At 68.5% G+C, this 21,805-nt stretch carries 23 protein-coding genes; 15 read left to right on the top strand and 8 right to left on the bottom strand.

Going from position 1 to position 21,805, the window contains the following annotated elements:
- Positions 1–252: 252 nt before the first annotated feature.
- A complete protein-coding gene (locus IFT45_RS13255) occupies positions 253–3,288 on the bottom strand; it encodes a hypothetical protein (RefSeq protein ID WP_192128687.1) in 3,036 nt (1,011 codons plus the stop codon).
- A 731-nt stretch (positions 3,289–4,019) separates the two neighbouring features.
- Between IFT45_RS13255 and IFT45_RS13250 the strand changes: the two genes are divergently transcribed.
- Entirely contained in the window at positions 4,020–4,262 is a 243-nt protein-coding gene (locus IFT45_RS13250) for a hypothetical protein (protein WP_192128686.1), read from the top strand.
- 237 nt (positions 4,263–4,499) lie between these two features.
- Positions 4,500–5,165, top strand: a complete 666-nt coding sequence (locus tag IFT45_RS13245) for a hypothetical protein (RefSeq protein WP_192128685.1) — start codon at positions 4,500–4,502, stop codon at positions 5,163–5,165.
- Between the two features lie 91 nt (positions 5,166–5,256).
- Here IFT45_RS13245 and IFT45_RS13240 read toward each other — a convergent pair whose 3' ends face one another.
- On the bottom strand, positions 5,257–5,721 hold the full coding sequence (locus IFT45_RS13240) for a hypothetical protein (RefSeq protein WP_192128683.1): 465 nt from the start codon (positions 5,719–5,721) through the stop codon (positions 5,257–5,259).
- Between the two features lie 74 nt (positions 5,722–5,795).
- Here IFT45_RS13240 and IFT45_RS13235 point away from each other — a divergent pair, with 74 nt between their 5' ends.
- From IFT45_RS13235 to IFT45_RS13200, 8 genes are all read left to right on the top strand, one after another.
- Complete coding sequence (locus IFT45_RS13235; RefSeq protein ID WP_192128681.1) at positions 5,796–5,945, top strand: hypothetical protein; 150 nt, start codon at positions 5,796–5,798, stop codon at positions 5,943–5,945.
- A 64-nt stretch (positions 5,946–6,009) separates the two neighbouring features.
- Complete coding sequence (locus IFT45_RS13230) at positions 6,010–6,480, top strand: hypothetical protein (RefSeq protein ID WP_192128679.1); 471 nt, start codon at positions 6,010–6,012, stop codon at positions 6,478–6,480.
- Between the two features lie 119 nt (positions 6,481–6,599).
- Positions 6,600–7,109, top strand: coding sequence for a hypothetical protein (locus IFT45_RS13225; protein WP_192128677.1), 510 nt, complete (start codon positions 6,600–6,602; stop codon positions 7,107–7,109).
- 53 nt (positions 7,110–7,162) lie between these two features.
- Positions 7,163–7,441, top strand: coding sequence for a hypothetical protein (locus IFT45_RS13220; RefSeq protein WP_192128675.1), 279 nt, complete (start codon positions 7,163–7,165; stop codon positions 7,439–7,441).
- 285 nt (positions 7,442–7,726) lie between these two features.
- Positions 7,727–7,900, top strand: a complete 174-nt coding sequence (locus IFT45_RS13215; RefSeq protein WP_192128673.1) for a hypothetical protein — start codon at positions 7,727–7,729, stop codon at positions 7,898–7,900.
- A gap of 34 nt (positions 7,901–7,934) precedes the next feature.
- Entirely contained in the window at positions 7,935–8,252 is a 318-nt protein-coding gene (locus IFT45_RS13210) for a hypothetical protein (RefSeq protein ID WP_192128671.1), read from the top strand.
- A 79-nt stretch (positions 8,253–8,331) separates the two neighbouring features.
- On the top strand, positions 8,332–8,544 hold the full coding sequence (locus tag IFT45_RS13205; RefSeq protein ID WP_192128669.1) for a hypothetical protein: 213 nt from the start codon (positions 8,332–8,334) through the stop codon (positions 8,542–8,544).
- Positions 8,523–8,693, top strand: a complete 171-nt coding sequence (locus IFT45_RS13200) for a hypothetical protein (RefSeq protein WP_192128668.1) — start codon at positions 8,523–8,525, stop codon at positions 8,691–8,693. The genes IFT45_RS13205 and IFT45_RS13200 overlap by 22 nt, the downstream gene beginning before the upstream one ends.
- A 33-nt stretch (positions 8,694–8,726) precedes the next feature.
- Here IFT45_RS13200 and IFT45_RS13195 read toward each other — a convergent pair whose 3' ends face one another.
- Together IFT45_RS13195 and IFT45_RS13190 are read right to left on the bottom strand one after the other, a co-directional pair.
- A complete protein-coding gene (locus IFT45_RS13195; RefSeq protein ID WP_192128667.1) occupies positions 8,727–9,143 on the bottom strand; it encodes a hypothetical protein in 417 nt (138 codons plus the stop codon).
- Between the two features lie 125 nt (positions 9,144–9,268).
- Positions 9,269–9,541 (bottom strand): hypothetical protein, encoded by a 273-nt coding sequence (locus IFT45_RS13190; protein ID WP_192128666.1) that lies wholly within the window; start codon positions 9,539–9,541, stop codon positions 9,269–9,271.
- A gap of 546 nt (positions 9,542–10,087) precedes the next feature.
- Here IFT45_RS13190 and IFT45_RS13185 point away from each other — a divergent pair.
- Positions 10,088–10,453, top strand: a complete 366-nt coding sequence (locus IFT45_RS13185) for a hypothetical protein (RefSeq protein WP_192128665.1) — start codon at positions 10,088–10,090, stop codon at positions 10,451–10,453.
- 81 nt (positions 10,454–10,534) lie between these two features.
- On the opposite strand, the gene IFT45_RS13180 is transcribed toward IFT45_RS13185, so the two are convergent.
- Complete coding sequence (locus IFT45_RS13180) at positions 10,535–10,825, bottom strand: hypothetical protein (protein ID WP_192128664.1); 291 nt, start codon at positions 10,823–10,825, stop codon at positions 10,535–10,537.
- A gap of 735 nt (positions 10,826–11,560) precedes the next feature.
- Between IFT45_RS13180 and IFT45_RS13175 the strand changes: the two genes are divergently transcribed.
- Genes IFT45_RS13175 through IFT45_RS13165 form a run of 3 tightly spaced genes read left to right on the top strand, consistent with a single transcriptional unit; the run spans position 11,561 to position 12,937 of the window.
- Positions 11,561–12,076 (top strand): hypothetical protein, encoded by a 516-nt coding sequence (locus IFT45_RS13175; protein WP_192128662.1) that lies wholly within the window; start codon positions 11,561–11,563, stop codon positions 12,074–12,076.
- Positions 12,073–12,705, top strand: coding sequence for an RES family NAD+ phosphorylase (locus IFT45_RS13170; RefSeq protein WP_192128661.1), 633 nt, complete (start codon positions 12,073–12,075; stop codon positions 12,703–12,705). Before IFT45_RS13175 ends, IFT45_RS13170 begins: the two co-directional genes overlap by 4 nt.
- Before the next feature lie 25 nt (positions 12,706–12,730).
- The gene (locus IFT45_RS13165) at positions 12,731–12,937 is read left to right on the top strand and encodes a hypothetical protein (protein ID WP_192128658.1); all 207 of its coding nucleotides are present in this window, start codon (positions 12,731–12,733) and stop codon (positions 12,935–12,937) included.
- A 2,261-nt stretch (positions 12,938–15,198) separates the two neighbouring features.
- On the opposite strand, the gene IFT45_RS13160 is transcribed toward IFT45_RS13165, so the two are convergent.
- The 3 genes from IFT45_RS13160 to IFT45_RS13150 form a co-directional block, all read right to left on the bottom strand.
- Positions 15,199–18,384 carry a glycoside hydrolase family 38 C-terminal domain-containing protein gene (locus tag IFT45_RS13160; RefSeq protein ID WP_192128701.1) on the bottom strand — a complete coding sequence of 1,062 codons (3,186 nt, stop codon included), beginning with the start codon at positions 18,382–18,384 and terminating at the stop codon, positions 15,199–15,201.
- 103 nt (positions 18,385–18,487) lie between these two features.
- On the bottom strand, positions 18,488–19,843 hold the full coding sequence (locus IFT45_RS13155) for a 6-phospho-beta-glucosidase (RefSeq protein ID WP_192128656.1): 1,356 nt from the start codon (positions 19,841–19,843) through the stop codon (positions 18,488–18,490).
- Positions 19,840–20,586 (bottom strand): DeoR/GlpR family DNA-binding transcription regulator, encoded by a 747-nt coding sequence (locus IFT45_RS13150; protein ID WP_197982438.1) that lies wholly within the window; start codon positions 20,584–20,586, stop codon positions 19,840–19,842. Before IFT45_RS13150 ends, IFT45_RS13155 begins: the two co-directional genes overlap by 4 nt.
- A 133-nt stretch (positions 20,587–20,719) precedes the next feature.
- Here IFT45_RS13150 and IFT45_RS13145 point away from each other — a divergent pair, with 133 nt between their 5' ends.
- Positions 20,720–21,751: a PfkB family carbohydrate kinase gene (locus tag IFT45_RS13145; protein ID WP_192128655.1), complete on the top strand. Its 1,032-nt coding sequence runs from the start codon at positions 20,720–20,722 to the stop codon at positions 21,749–21,751.
- The last annotated feature ends 54 nt before the right edge of the window (positions 21,752–21,805 follow it).

Raw genomic sequence — 21,805 nt, 5'->3', positions numbered from 1 at the left:
AGAGGGGACTTTGGTCGCGCCACACCCTGGGGCGCCCGGTCGCACCCCCAAAAACACGGGACGATTTGGGTCGCGTCACCCAGTGGGGCGTTGGGTCGCGCCCCACCCGAGCAAGAGGCGGCACCCGCACCTGACGGTGCCCGGAGAACTTCAAGGGCCGGTTTCGGTGGAGATCACCCCTTGCCCAGTCCCCCGCGCCGTACCTCTGGGGCATCACCTGTAGTGAAGCGATGCCCCAGCCTCGCATCGGTGTTAGGCGGTCAGATCACCCAGGAGCACATTGAGGTTCACGGGGACGCCCCGCGTCTGACCTCCCTGCCCGGGCAACCGGTAAACGAAGTCGGCGCGGTTCTCCTTAGTGCCCTGGTTGGCGTAGTGCTCGTGGAGCAGTCCCTCGTCCTTGAGGTTGCGCCACGTGCTGCGGGCCTCCTGCCCGGCCGGCAGCAGCTTCGAGTTGTGCCTCTGGGCCGTCTCGAACGCGAGCGTCCGGTTGAACATGACGACGTCGAGGTTGTCACCCTTGGGGCGACGGATGAGGTGCCCGATGGGGACGGCCCCGGGTCGCGTCACGAACTCGCCGTTCTTGTCCACGAACCATCCCAGCTGCGCGTTCGCGTTCACGTTGACCCCCGTGCCCGCCGAGGGGACCGGCGCATCGCCGAGACCATAAGAGCCTGCGATGTACGCGCGCCCTGCGGCGAGGTCGGACCGGATGGCGCGGAGCAGCGCACGTGCCGGTGTGGTGTTGGCCTGGGAGGCGTCGGCCTCCTTGAGGACGGTGGCGACACGTTCGGGGAGGGTCGTGCCGTTGTCGGCGTTGAAGAGGTCAAGGAACGGGGTGTAGCCGACCATCTCGCAGAGGATGTGGATGGGAGCCAGGCCGAGCATGAGGTCGACCGCCATCTGCGCGTGACGAGCGGGAGACTTGGCGGGGTTCTCGCCCGAGTCGATGACTGTCTTTGCGGTCTCCGAGAACCTGTGCGACAAGCCCTCGAGCTGGTGCATCATCGCGTTCCAGCCGTTCAGCACGGCGAGGTGCTGCATGGCCTGGACGGAGGCGTGCATGATGCGTCCGGGGACACGGCTGTTGTCCCGGAAGTGGTCGAAACCGTCGATGACCGGGCTGTTCAAGCTCTCCTTACCGATGTCGAGGATGACCGTGCGGTCGCGGACGGAGTTGATGGTGTGCTCGTTCTCCGCGGTCACGATGAGGAGTGCCCGTGGGGTGAAGACCTCGCGGGCCTTGAGGTCCGAGCCGGAGCGGCGCCTCGACGACTTGTTGTGGACGTTCCGGATGGTGTCGCCGAGCTTGGCCTGCTCGGACTCGCTCTGCCGGCGGTCGGCGGAGGGTGCGAGGTCGTCCATCACCCAGACGTTGCTCTGCGCGAGGGCCTGCTCGGTGGAAGTAGCGGTGTCTTTCATGGAGCCAGGGAGGGACTTGTTCGTCCAGGTCTTCTTCTCCTGGTGGAAGGACAGGACGTGGGACACCGTCCAGCTCTTGCCACCGCCGGGAGGACCCTGGACGTAGAGGACGGTGGTGCTCCTCACCGGGACCGACGGGCGGAGGCCGGCGGCGAGGACGGCGGCTGCGATGTTGGGGTCGGTCCAGGGGCCGAGCGTGATGTAGTGCTCGTACAGGTCGTGGAGGTCGCTGCGGACCTGGGCCTTCCACTCTTCGGAGAGCACAGCTCCTCGGAGGGGCGGGAGGCTGAACTTCGAGGCGCCGGGCAGCATCTCCTCCGTGACGCCAGGCACCGTCGCTTTGGCCCCGGCGGTCGTGCTGGCGAGGACAGTGCGACCGGAGATGAACGCGCAGACCGGAGACCCGTCGACTGGGACCCATCCCATGCTCGACCACGCGGTCTCGCGTCGGACCGGGGTGGTCTTGTTGCTCTTGATGGCCTGCAGCCAGTCCTGTCCCTTCCGGGGCGGCCACTCCGGGTGCAGGAGCACGTCTTCAGGGACGTCGGCTCCCTTCTTGCTCCACTCGGACGGCGGGTTCTCGAGGATTTCCGGGGGTCCAGTGACCGTTGCCTCGACCGTGTCGCCGTCGTCGTCGAGCCAGGCCAGCCGGATGCGGACGCTCTCCACGCGAGGGCTGTCCTCCTTGACATACCCGCGGCCGAAGATGCCGGTCTCGACCTCCTCCTCCATCGGAGGACGCCGCGTGACGTACGCCTCGACGCGCCCCCCGATGTTGCTGCGAAGAACCCACCTGTTGAGCGACTCCTCGCCCAGCAAGCCCTCCCGCCCGGCGACGAACTCCTGCACGGTGGTGCCGTCCTCTGCGACAGCCCACGTCCCGACCTTGACGTCACCCTGGGGCCTCGGCGGAGCGTCGGGGAGGTCAGTCTCGATGGTGGCCAGGACGTCGTCCCAGTTGCCGTGCTTCGTGAGGAAGTCGTCGAGACCGACCTTTCCCTGCTCAAGCCTTTCGAGGTCATCGGACGGACCGGCGGGGATGTTGTTGAGGTTCAGCAGGGCGACCTCGGCGCCCTCGTTGCGGGCGTACCCCCAGAGCTGGTTGGCCTGGTTCCACACGTTCCAGTTGGTCGTGAGGTCTCCGTCGAAGGCGAGGAGCATCGTCCGGTTCTTCAGGCTGAGGCTTACCCAGACGTCGTTGTGCTTCCAGTTGGCCACCCCGACGAAGGAGAGGATGAGCACCCGGTTGTACTCGGGGACGGTGAGCATGAGCTCGCGGAGGGCAACGTAGGCGGCGTCGCCGCCCTGGTTGCGGGCGATGTGCAGCTGGTCGTCGGTGATGCCGTTGGCGCGGAGCAGGGCAGTGAGGGCGGCATCTCCCTTCAGGATTCCCTCCGTGATGAGCACACGCCGGGCGTTGGTGAACCACTCTCGCGGGGTCGAGGGGTGGGCGTCGATGACGGACTCGCTGCCGGTGAGGTTCTCGTACTTGACGAGCTTGCCGGTCTTGGGGTTCTCCCTGGGGCTCGCCGGGCGCAGCTGCAACGTGGTCGGGGCCGGTCGGCGGCCGTCGCCGGAGTCGTGGACGGCGACGTCGGCCCGGAACCAAGGCAAGACGAGAGTTCCGTTGCGCTTGGCTGCCGCCCTGACCTGGGACGTCAGCTTGCTGTTGGCGTTCCCGAGGCCGTTCTTGCTGGCGAAGTCAGCGACCTCCCCGGCGTCGAGGTGCAGGTAGCCGCGGGCGGCGGCGACGAGCGGTGAGACGCCACTGTCGGCGAGCTTGTACGCGCCGCTGTAGTAGACGTGGGGCGCGTAGTCGTCGCGGGTCCAGGCGGTGAGGGGCGAGGGGGCTGAGTTAGAGGTCATGTCTCCTCTGTGCGAGGACTCAGAGGACGACTGGGAGGGCTGCACGTGGAGTGCGGAGACAGGGTTCGTGGTGTGGGTCATACCTGCTCTGTGCGCAGCCAAACGGGACGGCTGGGACTTGGCGCGGTGACGTTGAGTGGCGAGCGCTTCCTGACTGCATCGGCGACCCGTGTGATCCCGGCTGATCCAGGCTCTGGATCGGCCTACTCCCCCGGAAACTAGGGGCTGGAGGGGTATAGAGAGAGAAGAGATCCAAGATCCAATTTCTTTCTCTTCTTCTAGGGCCGCACTCACTGTCTCCCTTCGCCCGTTCTCGTCTCAGGCTGCTTGATCACCAGCCACGAGGTCGTGGATCTTGGATCAGACTGCCCATAAGAGCCACTTGGTCTGGTGTTTCTTCTGATCCAACTGTCGACTCCGGGCACGGAACAGCGGATGAAGCCTGCGCAGCTTCGAAAGGCAGGCACCAAAAGAACCGGCTGTCAGGCCAGCCGGCTGCACTCACGTCCTTGCGTCACTTCAGGGCGTGGCGTTTTACCGGTGATTTCCCCGTTTATCACCACTACCGAAGGTCGAGCACTGTCCAATTAACCGATTGACGAGCCCGCAGGAACGGAACACCTCACTGACAGTTTCCCCGCGACCGTCACGAACAAGAAAGGAAGCCACACCCACGGAACCTGTGCCTGTACCTGTACCTGTCACGGTCGCAGAAGGGCCTCCGCCTCCCGATGTACAAGACGCTCCTCGACAAGGGAGCCGCCAAGCGCATCAAGGGGCAGATCCTCATCTGCGGCGTCCCCATCCCCACCCGGGCCACCATCGGCAAGCTGTCGTACAGCAGTGAAGCCCGGCAGGCCACCACCAAGCCCAACCAGCACGTCGAAGAGGCCCGGCCCGCACACGGCAAGGCCCCCAAGCCGTCGAAGACTGCACCACCATCCGACGACGGACCGTCCGCCATCTGGTCCTGAACATCGAGAATCGCCCAGGCCAAGCGCCGGGGCGATTCTTGGTTTAGGGCACGTACGATGAGAACCTAGGGCGCTAGCACGGCTCGCGGCAAGGCCTAGGTTTAGCCAGACCGAACCGTCTGTACGTCAAGCTTCTGGAGTCTCGAATAGATACCTCCAAGGACGCATTTTCTAGCTGCGGACACTGCATCAAGATGAGCGCACCGGCACCCGGCCGGCACTCACCTGGGGGTTCTCTTGCCCAAGAAATCACTCGTCCGCAGCCTCCTCGCCGCTGCGATCATCTCCGCCGCCGTCATTGTTCCGATCCAACCGGCCAACGCAGCCACCGAGGTTGTCACCCAGTGCGGAGCTCTTGCACCCCGCGCCGCAGGGCTGTCCGACTTGGACTGGGCGCTCGGGCAGCAGAACTATCGCGACTACTGCGCCCTGAAGGGGCTCAAGCAGACCACCCCCACCACTGTGAGCATGCCCGCCTCCTCGAGCACGTACGCAGTGCAGGGGACGGACTCCACTGACGCGACTGACGGTGTCGAGGTTCTGGACGGTGTCGACGACCTGCAGGGCATCAATGGTGTCGGGAGCGGCAAGTACATCCGGCTCGCGGTCTCCGACAAGAACCAAACGTGCACCTGCGGCAGCAAGTACAAGTCATGGACGGTCAACTCGAGCGTCACCGGACTCCCGTACGACGGCAACTGGCGTCACACCTTCTCGCTCACCCTCATCTACCGCGTGGGGAGCGGCGCATGGCAGATCGCTCCGACGCGACCGGCTGACACGTACGGCTCGATCCCTACGGTCTCAGGCACGATGTCGATGACCCAGCGGGTGGAAGCAAGCTCGAGCGTCTACACCTGGCGCAACAAGCGCCTCGAGACGGTCATCGCCTCGGCCCCCTGAACGGGCGCATCAGCTGACGGTACGCAGTTTGTGACGTCGTCCTGAGTTCAGAGAGGCCCCGCACACGGCGTGCGGGGCCTCTCTGCTGGTGTCAGGCGGTGGGCATCCGGAGCTCGTCGCGCCGAGCCGCCACCCACGCGTCTCGCCGTCGACGTCGCGTGACGCTCAGTAGGAACCCGGCAACGGCGATCGTGAGAGCCGCCGTGTACACCGCCCACAGCCCGGACGCGCTGGCGGTAGTCAGAACGAGCCAGACCCAGAAGCCCATGAGTAAGAGAGCAACCCCCGAAGAGAGCAACGCGACGAAGAGCAGTCCATGTAGCTGCGGAGCCTGCCTCAGCAGCACCCACCTAGCCCCGCGGTCATCCCGCTCCCGCGTCAGGAGGTCTCGCACCGGCCCCTGCGGCATCGCGGTGACGATCGCGGTGAGCTTTTCCATCACGCCCAGCGGACGAAGCTCGTCACGGACGTTGAGGGCGATGGTCGTGGCTGCCAGAAGCAGTCCGAGTGCACCGAGGATGGCCTGCAGTGCGCTGTCAGTGGTGTCCGAGTTCATGACTCCATCGTGACGGCGAGCACTGACAGATTCGACGCTGTCCGAGGTCGCTGACCGCCGCGCATGACCCGGGCGTGAACAACGACAACACCAGCCCCCAGCTCGAGACCAAGCACCGCGGCGGCGCCATCGTCACGGGGGGCATCGTGGCCATCGGCGGCGTCATCTTCGTGGGCACCCTGACCATCCTGGCGCTCGGCGCCACCGGTGTCATCGACAGCTAGACCGGCCAGGAACACCCGCCAGCGGCGCCTCGCACGGTGCAGATCCGCCGCATGTCTCAACTGCATGAGCCTCAGCCCCTTCGCACTCCTGCGCGCCCGCACCAGCGCCCGCGCGAACACCACGGCGAAGGCCGCACACGTACCCGGCATGAAGCACGCACCCACCAAGCGCAGCCGCCGCAAAGTCCGCGGTGTCGCCACCGTCGTCGGCACGCTCATGCTCCTCGGTCTCGCACCCGCAGGAGCCTTCGCCGCCGGCATCACCGACAGTGCGACCGGTTCGGTCAGCGTCTCGGCGAGCGGGCCGGTTGGCGGAAGCCAGGACCGCTCGCTCAGCGATTCGACGACCCTGCAGGCCAGCGGCATGGGGATGAGGAGCGAGAAGGGTCTCGGAGCGGGGGACGAGCCGATGGTCGCCGCCGCCGGGCTGCCGACGACGAGCCTGGCGGTCAACGGCGGCGAAAGCGCCTCGTTTAGGTCGACCTTTCACCATCCACGCTACCTTTCCTGCTCCACACCGTCATGGCCGAGCTGAACCGTCGTCTCCTGCCGGCCGCGGTCGCCGCCTCGCCCAACGCCCCGCTACCTGTGCACATCTACTCGCCGCGCCAGCACCCCTCCCGCAACAGCCGCCGGCCGTGCCAGGATCAGCGCATGACCGACCAGTGGATCGATGTAGACGCCGTAGAGCCTGAGTTCGGCCTCGTCGCCGTCATGTGGGCCGAGTACTCGGAGGCTCGGCTGCAGGGAGGCGGTGGTGACCTGCCCCTGCGCATCGTCTTCCTCGACGGGCGAGCAGCCGGCGCTGATGAGCCCCTTGCAGCGGTCTTCTCTGGCGGTCTGCGTGCTCGAGCGACGCTTGCCGCGTCCTATCTCGACTTTGAGGAAGAGCTGCCGGCTGTCGACGACTTCCTGGCGCTCTGCGACAGCTCAGGGATGCCGGCTGCCCTCGTCCGCACGACAGAGGTGCACGTGGGGCCGCTGTCCGACGTTCCGGACTGGTTCGTGCAGGCACGCCTGGCAGAGAGCGCAAACGCATGGCAGTCCGAGCAGCGGGCGAAGTGGGCCGACGACGGGGACGGCGAGGTGCCCTGGTCCGAAGGTGACAACGTCGTCTTCGAACGCTTCGAGGTGGTCTGGCCGGTCGAGCACGCCGACAGCTAGCGGCCACCCCGCGGCTCCGTCGCCGGCGATATCCGGGCTCGTAGTCTGAGGACATGAGAATCGAAGATGCCCAGCCCTGGACCAACAACTACTGGCTCGACGGTGAGCACATCGGCCAGGACGAGTACTACCACGTGCCCGCTCAGGTCGGAGAGGGCGTCTACGTGAGGGGCCTCGGCAACCGTCGCTTCCGCGTCCTCGACATCTGGTGGAGCGACGACGACAACGGGCCGGTCGGCCTCGGCCGCCACGTCATCTTGAAGGACGTCACGGGCACGGACGATGACGTCGTGCTCGCACTCGACCCCCAGTACTACGCCGCGAAGGGCTGACCCCCGACTCGTCACCCGCAACGCGAACCGCCTCGGGCCCCACCAGTTCTGCTGAAGGGGCCCGAGGCGTCGGTGGTCGTTGCCGGCGGCCGGGGCTGCTGCCCAACGCCTCGCCCACCGCCCCGCTCTCCGTGCCGCGCATGACTCCCGCATGGACCCGCTGCTCGTCTGGCTAGTCGTCGTGCCCGTGGCATGCGGCTGCGCCTTCGGGAGTGCGTTCCTGCGACGTCGTCGATGACGTGTTCGCTGCTCGCTACCCTCGACCCTGCTTCGGAAGGCCCCACCATGCTCGTGCCGTACATGGGCTTCGGGTTCTGCCTGTGCGTGACCACCCTCGTCAGCCTGATGCACGGCGGGAAGACGTTGCCGATCTTCACGATGGTCTTGGGCCTTGCTTCGGACATCGCTGGCGGCGGCCTCCTGCTGATCAACCTCGGGGCCGCTGGCGTCGGCTCGTAGCCGCCCCGCTCCTCCTGCCGCACATGGCCTGCCCATGACCGACCCCAGCAGAACTCCCGCCGAGGCCCAGCTCTTCATCTGGCGTCTCGCCACCAGCCCCTGCGTCTGGGCCGTGGAGATGACCCCGGGCGCCGTCGAGCGATCGCACAGTGCGGAGGTGGAGAAGGGGAGCTTCTTCCTCGACGAGGAGACCCCTCACGCCCGCTACCTCTGCAGCCTCGCCGATGTGCTGCTCGGTACGACGACGGGCGGCCTCGCGGAGGCCCCTGCGTCGCTGCTCGAGGCCGTGCGCAAGGTGTGCGCCGAGTCGGAGTGGTCGATCGATCTGCGGGCCGGTCCGTCGGCGCCGTAGCGACCGTCGCCCAGCCTCTCCACCTGTCCCGCCCGCCGATCCGGCGCCCTCTCCCCCACCTTCTCGAACGGACCCCCTCGTGTCACCGCTCGTCATCCTCGTCGCGCAGGTCTTCGTCGTGGTCCTGTTCACCGGCCTCTGCCTGGTCTTCGACCGGAGGTCTGTGCCGGCCGGCGTCGGCCTCATCGTGGTCGCGTTCACGCTGATGCCGCTGTTGATGGTCGCCATGTCCTCTCCTGGGAGAGGCTCAAGCCATGTCAGGATCAGCTCGTGGGCATCTCCGTCGTCATGATGGTCCTGGCGTTCGTCGGGATCGTCGTCAGCATCCGGTCGATGCGAGACCTCAAGGCCGGCAGCATCGCGCTGGGGCTCGTCTCCGCGGTCGTGTGCCTGGCGATGCTGCTCATCGGCGCAGTCGTCTTCGCCTGGGCGAGCTCGTAGTCGACTCGCCACCCGCACCGTTCACCGTCCCGGTTACGGCGCAGCTGGCCGACTCCAGAAGTCACCACGGACCTCGAGGCCACTCCTCGAGTCCTCCACGTAGACACTGATGCTCCGAGGATCAAAGAGGGTGCCTCGGAGGCGGTCTCCGAGCTTCGCGTCAACCTCGGCCCTGAGCTGCTCCGGCGTCACGCCGTCCGCGGGTTCTACGCCGAACACGGACCAGCAACCACCCGACCCACACTCCATGCTCGTCGACGTGACCACCGCGGTCGCCGGGAAGCCCATCTGCGCCTCGGTCGGCACGTCACCCTCGGTCGCCCCCAGCGCCTGCAGTGCGTAGCGCCCGAGGAGGAGGACGACGGCGATCGCCAATAGCGCAGCGGCTGCGAGCCCGACCCCCATTGCGACCCAACGTCTGGTCGTCGCGTTCGTCAAGTTCCCTGTCACGTCGACAGCGTGTCATGCCCGAGCTTCGCCCTACATCAGCCTGCGGGACGAAGAGTTCGGCGATCCTCCCGCCCTACGCTGTCATCGCTGACGCTGATCCTGCTTAATGCCGTGGTAGCGCTCCATCACATCGACATGAGCACAAGGATGATCGCAGCCGCTCCGGGCACCGCAGTACCAGCGGCAAGAACGAGGAGACCGGCGACGCCAGAAGCTGACTGTCGACGGTCGAGGAGTGCCCAGGTCAGGCCAAGGATGAAAGTCGCGAAGGAGACCAGCGGCATCCAGAGGAAGGCCGCCGCAGCAGCGGCCTGAAGTGGTGTCTGCGAGCCCTGGGGAACGGAATGCAGGACGACGACAAGACCGCCGATGACGACCGTCAGGAGACTGATGGCCACCAGCGCGCCGATCGGGCCCCAGAGGGCACAGACACGGCGCCGACTGCGAGGGAACCTGGCCCTCACCAGCACGGCCACTAGTGCCCCGGCGAAACACGTGAGCACGGCGAAGAGCAGAAGTTGATCTCGGACACGGTCGAGATCTGAGCTCAGAAGCGCGTTGCGCAGAGGAGATGCGACAGCAGAGGCGAAGTACGCCGACGAGACAGACCCCACCAGAACTACGGCCGCTACGAGATGTGAAGCGACCGCCTCGAGTGGCGTGATGCCCTCGAGGGCAGGCCGTTCGTCGTATCCCGCAACAGCCTGGGCTCGTTCGTGCCCCGTCATCGGAAGCCGGCCAGAGGAGAGGGTATGAAAGCCATGCCTGACAGCCTGTCGCTCTGAGACCGCGGGGGCATCATCCAGGAGGCCGAGAAGACGCGTCGAGGAGGCCCAACGGCCGCGAGCGTTTCTCTCCTCTGGCTCGCCACCCGCACCGTTCACCGTCCCGCTTTACGCTGTCCCCCACGACCCCGACAGGAGCCGCCTGTGCCACGCCATCGCTTGACCACCGTCGCCGCCGTCGCGGCCGCCCTGACCCTGTCGGCCTGCGCGACACCGGGTGTGAACGACCTCTACATGCCGCCCCTGCCCGATGAGTCCGTCGTCGCGTCGCCTGGGTACCTCGAGGTCGACCTTGAGGGTGCCGCGGCGCAGGCCTACCTCAGTGACAACGACCTGAGCGGGCTGGACGTGTCCGAGGCGCGGCGGCTCGTGGAGGAGGCTGGTTTCGCGGTCCGATTCGATCCTGGGGATGGGGACGCCTCGACGGTGGCGCCGGACTCGGCACGCGTGGTCGCCGCCTACGTCCTCACGCAGGAGTCGTACCCTCCGTCGCACTTCATCGTCCTGGTGACGGCCCGCTCGTAAGGGCTCGCCACCCGCACCGCCCAACGACCCGCACCTCGTTCCCTCGGCGGCCGTCCCACCCGACGACCTTGCCGCCGCCGGCTAGTCCGCGACCTGGAACGTGTCACTCGGGCTGGCGCAGCTGCCGGTGTCCTTGCAGTCGCCGATGTCCCAATTCGTGACCGCTGCGTACGCCTCGCCCTCGGGGAAGTCAGGCGGCAACGTCAGTTCGACTCGGAAGAGGCCGTCGAAGACCTCAGTCGTGGTGACAGAGAAGGAGGGGTCACCGTCTCCTACATGCCCGGCCCCGACGGTCCACCCGTCCGCCGGCGGCGCCGTCTCGCAGATGTCCTTCGACGAGATAGTGACGGTCCCACCGGGAGTCGCCTTCACCGGGCTCACTTCGATGAGAGGAACACAGGGACCGTTCTCGGGCTGGGTACCGCCAGACGAGCATGCTGCCGTTCCGGCGAGCACGACGAGGACGAGTGCTGCGGTTTGAGGTGTCCTCGGGTGCATGCCTTCAAGCTAGGGCGCGCGTGTCGTGGTGGGCAAGGGCCCGCCAACCGCACCGTCTGCCGCCCCAGCGCCGACCACTGGCTCGACGACCCGGCGCACCATCGTGACGGGGTGGGGCCATGTCTGATCGTGGTGGCACCAGCCGTTCGAAGCCGGCTCTCCGGGTTCTGCTGGTCGGGGCCGCGGCGGTTGTCGTCGCCTCAGCAGTCCTGCTGATCGTTGATCCATCGAGTATGCCGACGTGGTTCACGCTGGCCGGTGGGCTCATCAGCGTCCTCCTCGCGGTGACGTACCTCCGGCAGGCGTCAGACCGCCGCTGACGTCAGCCTTCGGGCAGTAGGTCGTATTGGCATGAGCCGCTCTGGCAGGGCTGTTTGTCGAGCTCAAGCGTCTCAACGAGCTACGTCCCTACTCTCCGCAGTCCGCGGGTCCGTCGGTCGCTCATGTCCCGCGGGTGACCGTGTGCACCGGCACAAAGGGCTCATGTGCGACCCGAGCAGACTGTCGCAACTGACGCACACGTCGGTATGCTTGACTGACGCAACTGACGATGGAGAAACGATGAGAGGCATAGCCCCAAAGGCCCGCCGCGACACCGAGCACCAGGTCGTGCACGCTGCCGGATTTGCCGAGCGTGAAGAACTTCTTGCTGCCATCCGCGACCACCTTGAGGGCGTGGACCTCCGCCCCGTCATGGACATCCTCGGAGGAGTCGACGCCATGGCCACACGGATGCTCGCCAGCGTCCCCGGCGCGAACGTCTACGACGATGCGCTCGGCCCGTTCTACGACACCACCAGCCTCGGCCGCTGGAAGGGCATCCGCCGCCAGTCGATCGACGGCCAGGTCCGCCGAGGAGACGTGCTCTGCGTGACGACGTCCGACGGCCACCGCCTCTACCCGTCGTTCCAGTTCGAGGGCCCCGACGGCACGCCACTGCCCGACCTTGCCCGTGTCCTCGCCGCTCTCGACCCACGTCGCGTCGACGTCTGGGGGGACGCCATCTGGGTGCGTGAGCCGCGCCCCGAGCTTGGCGACCGCTCCCCCGCGCAGGCCCTGCGGGACGGCGACTCCGACGATGTCATCGCGCTCGCTCGCCAGGCCGGCGCACTGCTGGCGTCGTGACGTCCCGCAACGACCTCGCGCAGCAGCCACCGCAGCCGGGCCAGGACCTCACCAGCTTCCCGGCCGTCGACGGCCCGGCTGCGCGGCAGTGGCGTGCGCACTCCGTCAGCTTCGGGCCCTGGTTCTTCGGAACCACCGGCGCCAGCCGCTTCGACCTGCCTGACGCCGGCGACGAAGGCACCTGCTACTTCGCCGACGAGGTCGAGACCGCCGTGCGCGAGAGCCTCGGCCCGCGCCTGTCCGCCGCCCAGACCGTCACGCCCGACCTGGCCGCAGCCTTCACCGTCTCCGCCATCGCGGCTCCCTCGCCGCGGCGGTACGCGGACGTCAACGACAAGGCAGCCGTCCGCCACGGCGTCACCAGGGAGCTGACGACAACCGTCCGCTACGACGTCACGAACGCCTGGGCCGACGCTCTCCACCAGGCGGGCCTCGACGGCGTCCGGTACGCGTCGCGGTTCACGACCGAGGCAGCCGCGAACTCCTGGGCCCTGTTCGGACCGAAGGGCCCCGACGCGTCCCTCCCTGTTGTCAACGCCGAGCAGCTGACTGGCTCGGAAGCCTGCGCCGCCGCGGGCATCACCGTCCTCGCGCCGCCGCCGGCAAAGCGCGCGCTGCGGATCATCTGAGCAGCTCCGTGGACAGGTCCACTTCATGACCCAGCGGACCGATCAGCCCCGAAGAGATTCCATCGACAAGGTCGCCTTCTACTACTTCGAGCGGGAAGTTCGCGCCGGGTCGGCGGGCCCCCGCATCCTTCGCCACGTCACAGAGCACGTCCGAGCCAAGCTGCCGATCCGGGCCAGCCAGCACGACGCGTGGGCCCGGGCTCGAGACGACTTCAAGGGCTACTCGCGCTAGCCCTTCACCGAGCTGTGGGACTGGCTCCGATCGATGGACGTGCGGCGGATGCCGACATCGGACGAGCGAGCTGCCATGGCCAAAGCCCGCGAGCTGACCGGACTGAATCTGTCGACCGGCAGCGACGTCGTCGAACTCGGGCAGCTGCGCGTCGTGCTCCCCGACGTGCACGAGAAGCTCATGCGCCACTGACGCACATCGCTCTCCGCGGTGTGCGGTCGCGCGCCACCCCGACGGCGGTCGCCGACCCCCAGCCCCACCCCCACGAGCACGACCCGTGCGAGCCCGGCGGTCGCCGAACCTGACGACCAACTAGCGACACCGATCTGACGAGTGGAGGCCATTAGATGAGAGGGCAGCCCGATGAGAAGAGAGGGTCGGTCGCTGGCGATCCCTCCCCCGTTCCCCTTCACGAACAGCCACACGTCAACCGCGATGAGACACCCTTCTCGTCTGACCTCCTGACGCCACCACCTCGACACCGCAGCCCACCTCACCCGGCCATCTCGACAACGCGACCCGCACGTACGACTCAGCCACCTCGACAACGACGCGGCACGCCTGGCGCTCCGCGCCGGCGCCGCACACCGCGCGCTTCGCGCGCTCTCCCCACACGTCCGTCCGGGTCGCTTCGCGACCCTCTCCTTGCATCAGCTCCACCCCGCACTGTCACGAAGATCTGGTCGTTCCCCATCTCGTCCACCGCGCGCACAGCACCCGTGGCAGTGGCTCGGTCCTCTGCTCGTCACCCTGTTCGTCTCCCCAGGGCGGATACCTGATCGAAGGTGCTGACGCACCTTGCCTATCGGCGGCCTCACACGGGTGGGGTGTCGCAGTTCGTCTCTCGGTGCGGGCCCCCGGACGTCTAGCATCTCGTCTCCTCGAGGCGTCCACCGGTCCGCCTCCCGGTGCGTCATCCGAGCCGTCTGGCCTGTGCACGCCGGTGCCGCACCTGCCGAGGCTTCGTGTCGTCTCGGTCACCGGTGCGGTGGGGCGGTGCGGGTATCGATCCGATGTCGAGGTGGCTCCCTGCCAGGGGCTTCCTCATGGCCGGGTATGTGCGAACAGGCTGCGGTCCGGCTGCCGGGCGGTGGAGCGAGACGGGTGACGAGCCGGTCCCGAAAGGAGCAGATCGGGTGCGCATGGACCAGCCATCGGAGAGGCCCCCGGCAGGGGTGGCGACGAGCACGCACAATGCACGCACGACGAGGGCGGTTCCCGACGCATCACGAAGTGGTGTGGCGTGCCAGGCGAGGCAGACGCTCACAGCGTTCACCAGCCCCTGAGCTGCACACGGCAGCGAAGTCCCCGCCCACCGGCAGGTGGGTTCCAGCAGCGAACGAGTGAGCTGAGGGAATCGCAGCCGTGACGGACGCGCCAGCGTTCGGCGGGGCGGAGACGCTTTCGCGCAGCGGGAAGTCTGACGGGGAGCTGAGTGGACCGGAAGAGGGCGCCGGAACGAGGGTCAAGTGCGAAGCAGTTGAAAGTGCAGGTGGCGCGGCGGCGGCGAAACGAAACGATGTGGGCGATTCTCAATCGTCGACGAGGCCACACTCGGTGCGTCGACAGCGTGGGAGCGCCAACGAGCCTTTGATCGCGCCCCATCGTCTGCAATTTGTCGCGCACCGCCGTTCTCGCAGACGCCGACCAGAACATAGCAAGGCGCTCCCGCTGTCGCGCGCATTTTCCCCACCCCCACGCCAGTATCCGATCAAAGTGATCACTGAGGCCGCACTCGTGGAGCCAATCGGGCCACCGGTTTAGCCGAGGCGCAAGGGCGCGTCCCAGCGCGTGGAAGGTGGATCTCGTCAACACGCTTAGCGGCTCTCGAGTCGACAGGTCCGCGCGCGACCGTGGCAACGCAAGCCGCGCCTCACGTCTGCAGGTCGCAAGAGAACGGTCGCGCGAACGGCGCAACTTTCAGCCCTCGCGACGCGCACGAGCATCGGGGACCTAACACGCGTCCGACGCTGACGCGTCGAGCGAGGCTGGCGCGCATGGGGCTTGCACGACGATGAACTGGACGCTCGAACTCCTCATACCAACCGACGTTGTGCTCAGTCTGAGCCTTCGGCCAAAGACGCTTGCCAACTGACACACGGGCCTGCAGGGGCCGCCCTTCCTCAAGACTTGGGCCCGGGTTATGTACGAGCGCACGAAGCTCAGAGCCTGGGCTAGGCGCAAGGGGTCAGCACCTACCCAAGCGTGAAGCGGAACCGCGCTCACTTTTGGCACGGGACCTTGGTCAAGTCGACGTGCATTCAGCGGCGCAAGCGGAGTGTGATCACCTGAAAGGGCCGCAGGGTGAGAGCGGCCCCCGTGGCGGTCGGCGCGAACGACAGGGCGCTCGGCATTCCCTTGCTGAGGGGCCGCTCGAGGACATCGACCTCGGCCACGTGTGCGACGTCGAAGTGAGCCTCGAAACGGGTCGACGCCCGGGCGCCGGTCGACTCGTAGAGACGCACGACCACGTCGCCCGACCGGTCGTCGGCCAGCTTCAGCGACTCGATGCGCACCGCGTCGCCGGTCAGCGAGACCAGCGACTCGGCAGACACGGCCTCGTGGTCGTCCGTCGACGCCGAGACGGGCACCTCGTCGACGACGGCAGGCGCGTCGACCTCGCTCGGCACCCTCGCCCCCTCGCCGAGGACGAACCCCGCGCCGCCCCGCCCGGCGCCCACGACGCGCACCGGCAGGTTCTGCTCGTACCCGGCACGGACGACCTCGTCGATCGTCGCGCCCGGCACGAGGGCGTAGTCGAACCGGTGGTGGCCGATGTCCTGCACGGGGTCAGGGCTGCGGGCCGCGCGCACCAGGCTGACCCGCACCTCGGTCTCGACCTCGCCGGTCTCGCCGACCGTCCGGGTGATGTCGTGGCCGTAGCTGCCCGAGTTGGTCAGCCCGACTCCGTAGCCGGGCTCCTCGACGTGCACCCAGCGGTGTGCCATGACCTCGAACCGTGCGTCGTCCCACGAGGTGTTCGTGTGGGTCGCCCGACGGACGTGGCCGAACTGGATCTCGGCGCTGTGGTGCTGGGCGTGCAGCACGAGGGGGAAGCTGGCCTTAAGCAGCTTCTCGTCCTCGTGCCAGTCCAGCTCGGTGCGCACGTGCACCCGGGCGTCGTCGGCGACGATCGAGACGAACTGCTCGACGCGCGAGCGGCCGAACGAGCGCTCGACGCGCACGGTGACGCGCAGGGGCCCCTCCTCGACGACCTCGACCGCGTCGGCCTCGACCAGGTCGGTGCGGCTGTGGCGGTAGTGCGCGTCTATGTCCCACGCGTCCCACGCGTTCGGCAGATCTTCGTGCAGCTGCAGCAGGTTCGCGAACCGGCCGGCGGGCACAAGCTCGCGGTCGTGCCGCATGTCGACGATCGACGTGATCAGGCCGCGCTCGTCGACGACGATCCGCACGAGCCCGTTCTCGACGTTGGTGACCCCCGAGGAGGAGCGGGTCGCCGACACGACGGACGTCGCCTCGACGGCGACCAGCGGTGCCGTGCCCGAGCCGGGCACCTCGACGAGCGCGACGGCGGCACCCGAGGCGTCCTCGACGAGGGCCACGCGGTCGTGGCCGGCCGCGTTGACGACCGTGCCCGGCGTCGCGATCGTCCCCAGCGCCTCCTCGATCAGGAGGTCGAGCTCGGCGAGGCTGCGTCGGTAGTCGTCCTCGTTCTCGCGGTGCACCCAGGCGATCGACGAGCCCGGCAGGATGTCATGGAACTGCTGGAGCAGCGTCAGCTTCCAGAGGCGGTCGAGGGCGTCGTAGGGATAGGCGGCGCCCGCGCGGACGGCAGCGGTCGCCCACCAGAGCTCGGCCTCGCGCAGGCGGTGCTCGGCCTCGCGGTTGCCGCGCTTCTCGCGGGCGTGCGAGGTGAAGGTGCCGCGGTGCAGCTCGAGGTAGAGCTCACCGACCCAGACTGGGGCGTCCTCGTACTCTGCACGAGCCTTCGCGAAGAAGTCGTCAGGGTGCTCGATCTCGACCCGGGGGGAGCCTTCGAGGTCCTTGACCCGGCGCTGGCGCTCCATCATCTCGCGGATCGGCCCGCCGCCGCCGTCGCCGTAGCCGAACGGCACGAGCGAGCGCGTCGCGGCGCCCTTCTCACGGAACTGCCTCACCGCGTGGTGCAGCTCTTCGGCCTCGAGGGTCGAGTTGTAGGTGTCGATCGGGGGGAAGTGCGTGAACACGCGCGATCCGTCGATGCCCTCCCACCAGAAGGTGTGGTGCGGGAACGTGTTGGTCTGGTTCCAGGAGAGCTTCTGGGTCAGGAACCAGTCGAGGCCGGCCAGCTTCGCGATCTGGGGGAACGACGCGGTGTAGCCGAACGAGTCGGGCAGCCAGACGCCGTGCGTCTCCACCCCGAGCTCGTCGGCGAAGAAGCGCAGGCCGTAGGTGAGCTGGCGCACCATGGCCTCGCCGCCGGGGAGGTTGCCGTCGGGCTCGATCCACTGCGAGCCCACCGGGTACCAAGTGCCGTCGGCGATGGCCTGCTTGATTCCCTCGAAGACGGTCGGGTAGTTCTCCTTGACCCACTGGTACTGCTGCGCCGACGAGCAGGCGAAGCGGAAGTCGGGATACTGCTTCGCCAGCGTCAGCACGTTCGAGAAGGTGCGGGCCGTCTTGCGCTTGGTCTCGCGGATCGGCCAGAGCCAGGCACTGTCGATGTGCGCGTGGCCGATGCCGCTGAGCACGTGGGCGCTGGGGACGGCCGGGCTGGCGAGGACGGGAGCCAGGACCTCACGGGCCGCGGCCGCGGTGCCGACGACGTCGTCCAGGCGCAGCACGTCGAGCGAGCGCTCGAGCGCGCGCAGCACCTCGTGGCGACGCGGATCGGTCTCGTGCAGCTCCTTCACCATCTGGTAGAGCACCTCGACGTCGAAGCGGAGGCCCCAGACCTCGTGCTCGAACACTGCCAGCTGCGCGGTGCGGAACCTGTAGATCGGCTCCTCGGGGGCGGTCGACTTCTCGCCGTAGGCCGTCGGCACGAACTCGTTCACCAGGATGTCGGGGTTGCCCGCCGCCTCGACGAAGAAGTGCACGGGCTCGCCGCCGGCTGCCTCGTCGTGCAGGCGCACGTAGGTGTTGCGGGGATGGATGCCCTTGACGGGCACGCCGTCGGGGGTGTGGACGAGGCACTCGGCCTGGTTGCCGGGCCAGTCGCCGATGAACCCGGGGTCGAGCACCAGCTCGACGGTGCGCCCGGCCCAGTCGGCGGGCACCTGGCCGGTGACCTCGAACCACCAGGTCGACCAGGCCCGCCCCCAGGGCTGGCCGATCTCGAAGGGCTCGTACTGCTGGGCCAGCGCCTCGTCGGCCGGCACCGGCTCGTCGGGCACCTGCCAGGCGCGCAACGAGACGGGGGCGGTAGACGAGTAGACGGCGGGGGTGATGCGCTCGTTCAGGACGCGCTCGATGCGCTCCTCGACGAGCTTCTGGTTCTGGTGCACGGTGGTGGTCCTCACAGGTGCTGGGCTCCCGGCGTCCGTGCCGGGTGCGGAAGGTGGTGGGCGGATCGGAGGAGGCGCGGCGCGCCTCGGCTGCCGGGTGCGGTCAGCGCAGGTGGTCGAGCCCGGGGAAGGTGGCCATCGCGTCGCCCAGGAGCGAGCGGGCGACGGTGACGGAGTCGACCAGCGGGTGGTTCGCGAGCGCCCGGACGGCGGCCGCTCTGGACCCCCCGACGCCCGCCTCGATGGTCTGGCGCTCGACGTACTTGGCGTTCGTGACGAGGCCGACGCCGAAGTCCGGCAGCGTCGTGCCCGCGACGGGGTGCGCCCCGGTCGCGTCGACGATGCAGGGCACCTCGACCACGGCGTCGTCGTCGAGCTGCGACAGGGTGCCGCGGTTGCGCACGTTGAGGATCAGGCGCGCGCTCTGGTCGTACGCGATGCCGCGCATCAGGGCCAGGGCGACGTGCTCGTAGCCGCCGGAGACGAGGTCGTCCTCGTCGCGGTCGCCCATGCCCGCCGACTGACGGTTGGTCGCCATGTAGGTCGTCTCGCGCTCGAGGCGGGTGCGCTCCCACAGGGCCAGGGCAGAGCCCTCGCCCTCGGCCAGCTCGTCGTAGAAGCGGGCCTGCTGGTCGACGAGGTAGCCCCCGCGCGTCTGCACGGCCAACTGGTCGGCGTGCAGCACGTCGCGGGTGAAGTAGTAGTAGTGCAGGTACTCGTTGGGCACGGCTCCGAGTTCGGACAACCACTCGGCCCCGAAGAGCTTGCCTTCTTCGAAGGTCTCGATGCGCTCGGGCTGTGCGAACAGGCGGGGGAGGACGTCGATCCCGTCGACCGTGAGGCCGCGCAGCCAGCCGAGGTGGTTCAGGCCCGCGTAGTCGATCGTGACCGTGTCGAACGCGTCGTCTGCGACCCGGAGGTCGAGAGCGCCGAGGACGCGACGCGCGAGGCCGATCGGGCTGTCGCAGATGCCGATGACCCGGTCGCCGAGCACCTGCGACATCGCCTCGGTGACGACGCCCGCCGGGTTCGTGAAGTTGATGACGAACGCGTCGGGGGCTAGCGCCTTGACGCGCTCAGCGAGGTCCATGACGACGGGGAGTGTACGGAGGGCGTACGAGATGCCGCCGTAGCCCACTGTCTCCTGGCCGATCACCCCGTGCGACAGGCCGATGCGCTCGTCGCACGAGCGCCCCGCCATCCCGCCGACGCGGATCGCGGAGAAGACGAAGTCGGCGCCGCGCAGGGCCTCGTCGAGATCGGTGTGTAGAGAGACCTCAGGAGCGTCGGCGTGTGCCAGCGCCTGTTCCCGCAGCACGCGCACGACCGCCGCGAGCCGCACGGCGTCGGTGTCGTAGAGCGCGACGTGCGTGACTCGCCCCTCGGCGTGGTCGCGCAGCAGCGCCGAGTAGACGAGCGGGACGCGGAAGCCGCCCCCGCCCAGGATCGTGAGCTTCATGCGACGGTCACCGTCACTCCCTTGCGTGCCAGCGCCGCCGAGACCCTCTCGTGCGGCGGCGTCTCTGTGATCAGCTGCGTCAGCGACGCGCTGGGGACGACGCGGCCGGCGCCCGTCCCGGGGAACTTGCTCGAGTCGGCCAGCACGCTCGCGCGGTCGCTGACCTCGGCCATGGCCCGCTTGATCGGCACCTGGCTCATGGTCGTGTCGCGCAGGTCGCCGTTGTCGGCGATGCCGCTGACCCCCATGAAGGCGTGGTCGGCGTGCAGCAGCCGCAGGCTCTCTGCGGTGAGCGGGCCGGAGACCGAGCGGTAGACCGGGTCCCAGTCGCCCGGCAACAGGATGAGGCGGACGGCGCGGTCGTCGCGGAGCAGGTCGAAGACGGCGATGCTCGCCGTGATCACCGTGACCTCGCGGCCCCGCAGCTGCTCGGCGACGTGGAGGGTCGTCGTGCCGATGTCGAGCACGACCGACTGGCCGTCGAGCACCTGGCTCGCCGCCGCGGCGGCGATGCGTACCTTCGCGTCGCGGTTGACCTGCTCGACCTCGTCGAAGGGCGCGTCCGTCTCGACCACGACCGCGCCGCCGTGGGTGCGGCGCAGCACACCGGCCTGGTCGAGTCGCTGCAGGTCGCGACGGATCGTGGCCTCGCTCGTGCGGGTGGCCACGGCGAGGTCGCTGACCGTGGCCGCTCGCTCGGAGCGGAGGCGATCCAGGATCACGAAGTCTCGGACGTCTTTCATGTTCTGAACAATAGCGCGCAATTTCGAGCAGAGACAATCCCGTAACAAACAAAAGCATTCACATTTGTGCGCACATGAGCTAGAAACGTCTCAGCAGGTCGACACTGACGCCGATCTGAACGAGGAGGACCCCGTGCAGACCGCACCCCGCACCACCGCAGACGCCACGGCCGGCGAGCTGGCCGGCGTGCTCGTCGTGGGCCAGCTCTTCACCGACGTGGTCTTCGGCGACCTGCCCGGCGCACCGGCGCTCGGCCACGAGGTGTGGACCTCGTCTTTCGGAGCGGGTCCCGGAGGCATCGCCAACTTCGCCCTGGCCTCGGCCCGGCTCGGCGTGCGCACCGCGCTCGCCGCCGCCGTCGGGGAGGACGCGTTCTCGTCGATGACGCGGGCGTCGCTCGCGGCCGAGGGCGTCGACCTGACGCACCTCGTGACCGTCCCCGGCTGGTCGCTGCCGGTCACGGCCTCGCTCGGCTACGACGACGACCGCGCGCTCGTCACCGGCGGCACCCCCGCCCCGCTCGGCTCGGACGAGCTGCTGCCCGACGGGCCTCCCGCCGCCGCGGTCGCGCTCGTCCATCTCGAGGAGGCGCGCACCCGTTGGATCGGCCGTGCCGCCTCCCAGGGCACCCGTGTGTTCGCCGACGTCGGCTGGGACCCGGCCGAGCGCTGGGACCAGACGCTGCTCGACCAGCTCGACGAGTGCCACGCGTTCCTCCCCAACCACCTCGAGGCGATGGCGTACACCGGTCGCGACTCGGCCAGGGAGGCGGCTCGCGCGCTCGCCGAGAGGGTCCCGCTCAGCGTGGTCACCTCCGGCTCGGCCGGCGTCGTCGCCGTCGACGCGTCGACCGGCGAGGAGGTCGAGCGCCCGCCGCTGCGCGTGCGCGCGGTCGACGCCACCGGTGCGGGCGACGTCTTCGGCGCCGCGCTCGCGGTGGCCGGCTCGCAGCCAGCCTGGTCGCTGCTGCAGCGCATCGACTTCGCCTGCCTGGTGGCGGGCGTCACCGTCTCCCGACCGGGAGGCGCCTCGGGCGCGCCCCGGCTGGACGAGCTCGCCGACTGGCTCGGCGCCCACCCGGAGGCGGCCGAACCCGGCCGCTACCACTTCGTGCTCGACGCCCTCCACGACCAGGGCGACGACGGCACGACGCCCTTCTCCTGACCCGCACCTGCTGTTCTCCAGCTTCCCCTCCACCCCGATCTGGCTTCCCCCCAC

It is taken from the genome of Frigoribacterium sp. CFBP 13707, from assembly GCF_014842245.1.
GTDB lineage: Bacteria > Actinomycetota > Actinomycetes > Actinomycetales > Microbacteriaceae > Frigoribacterium > Frigoribacterium endophyticum.
Note: the sequence above shows the minus strand (reverse complement) of the source record. Positions and strands in the feature narration are given on the sequence as shown.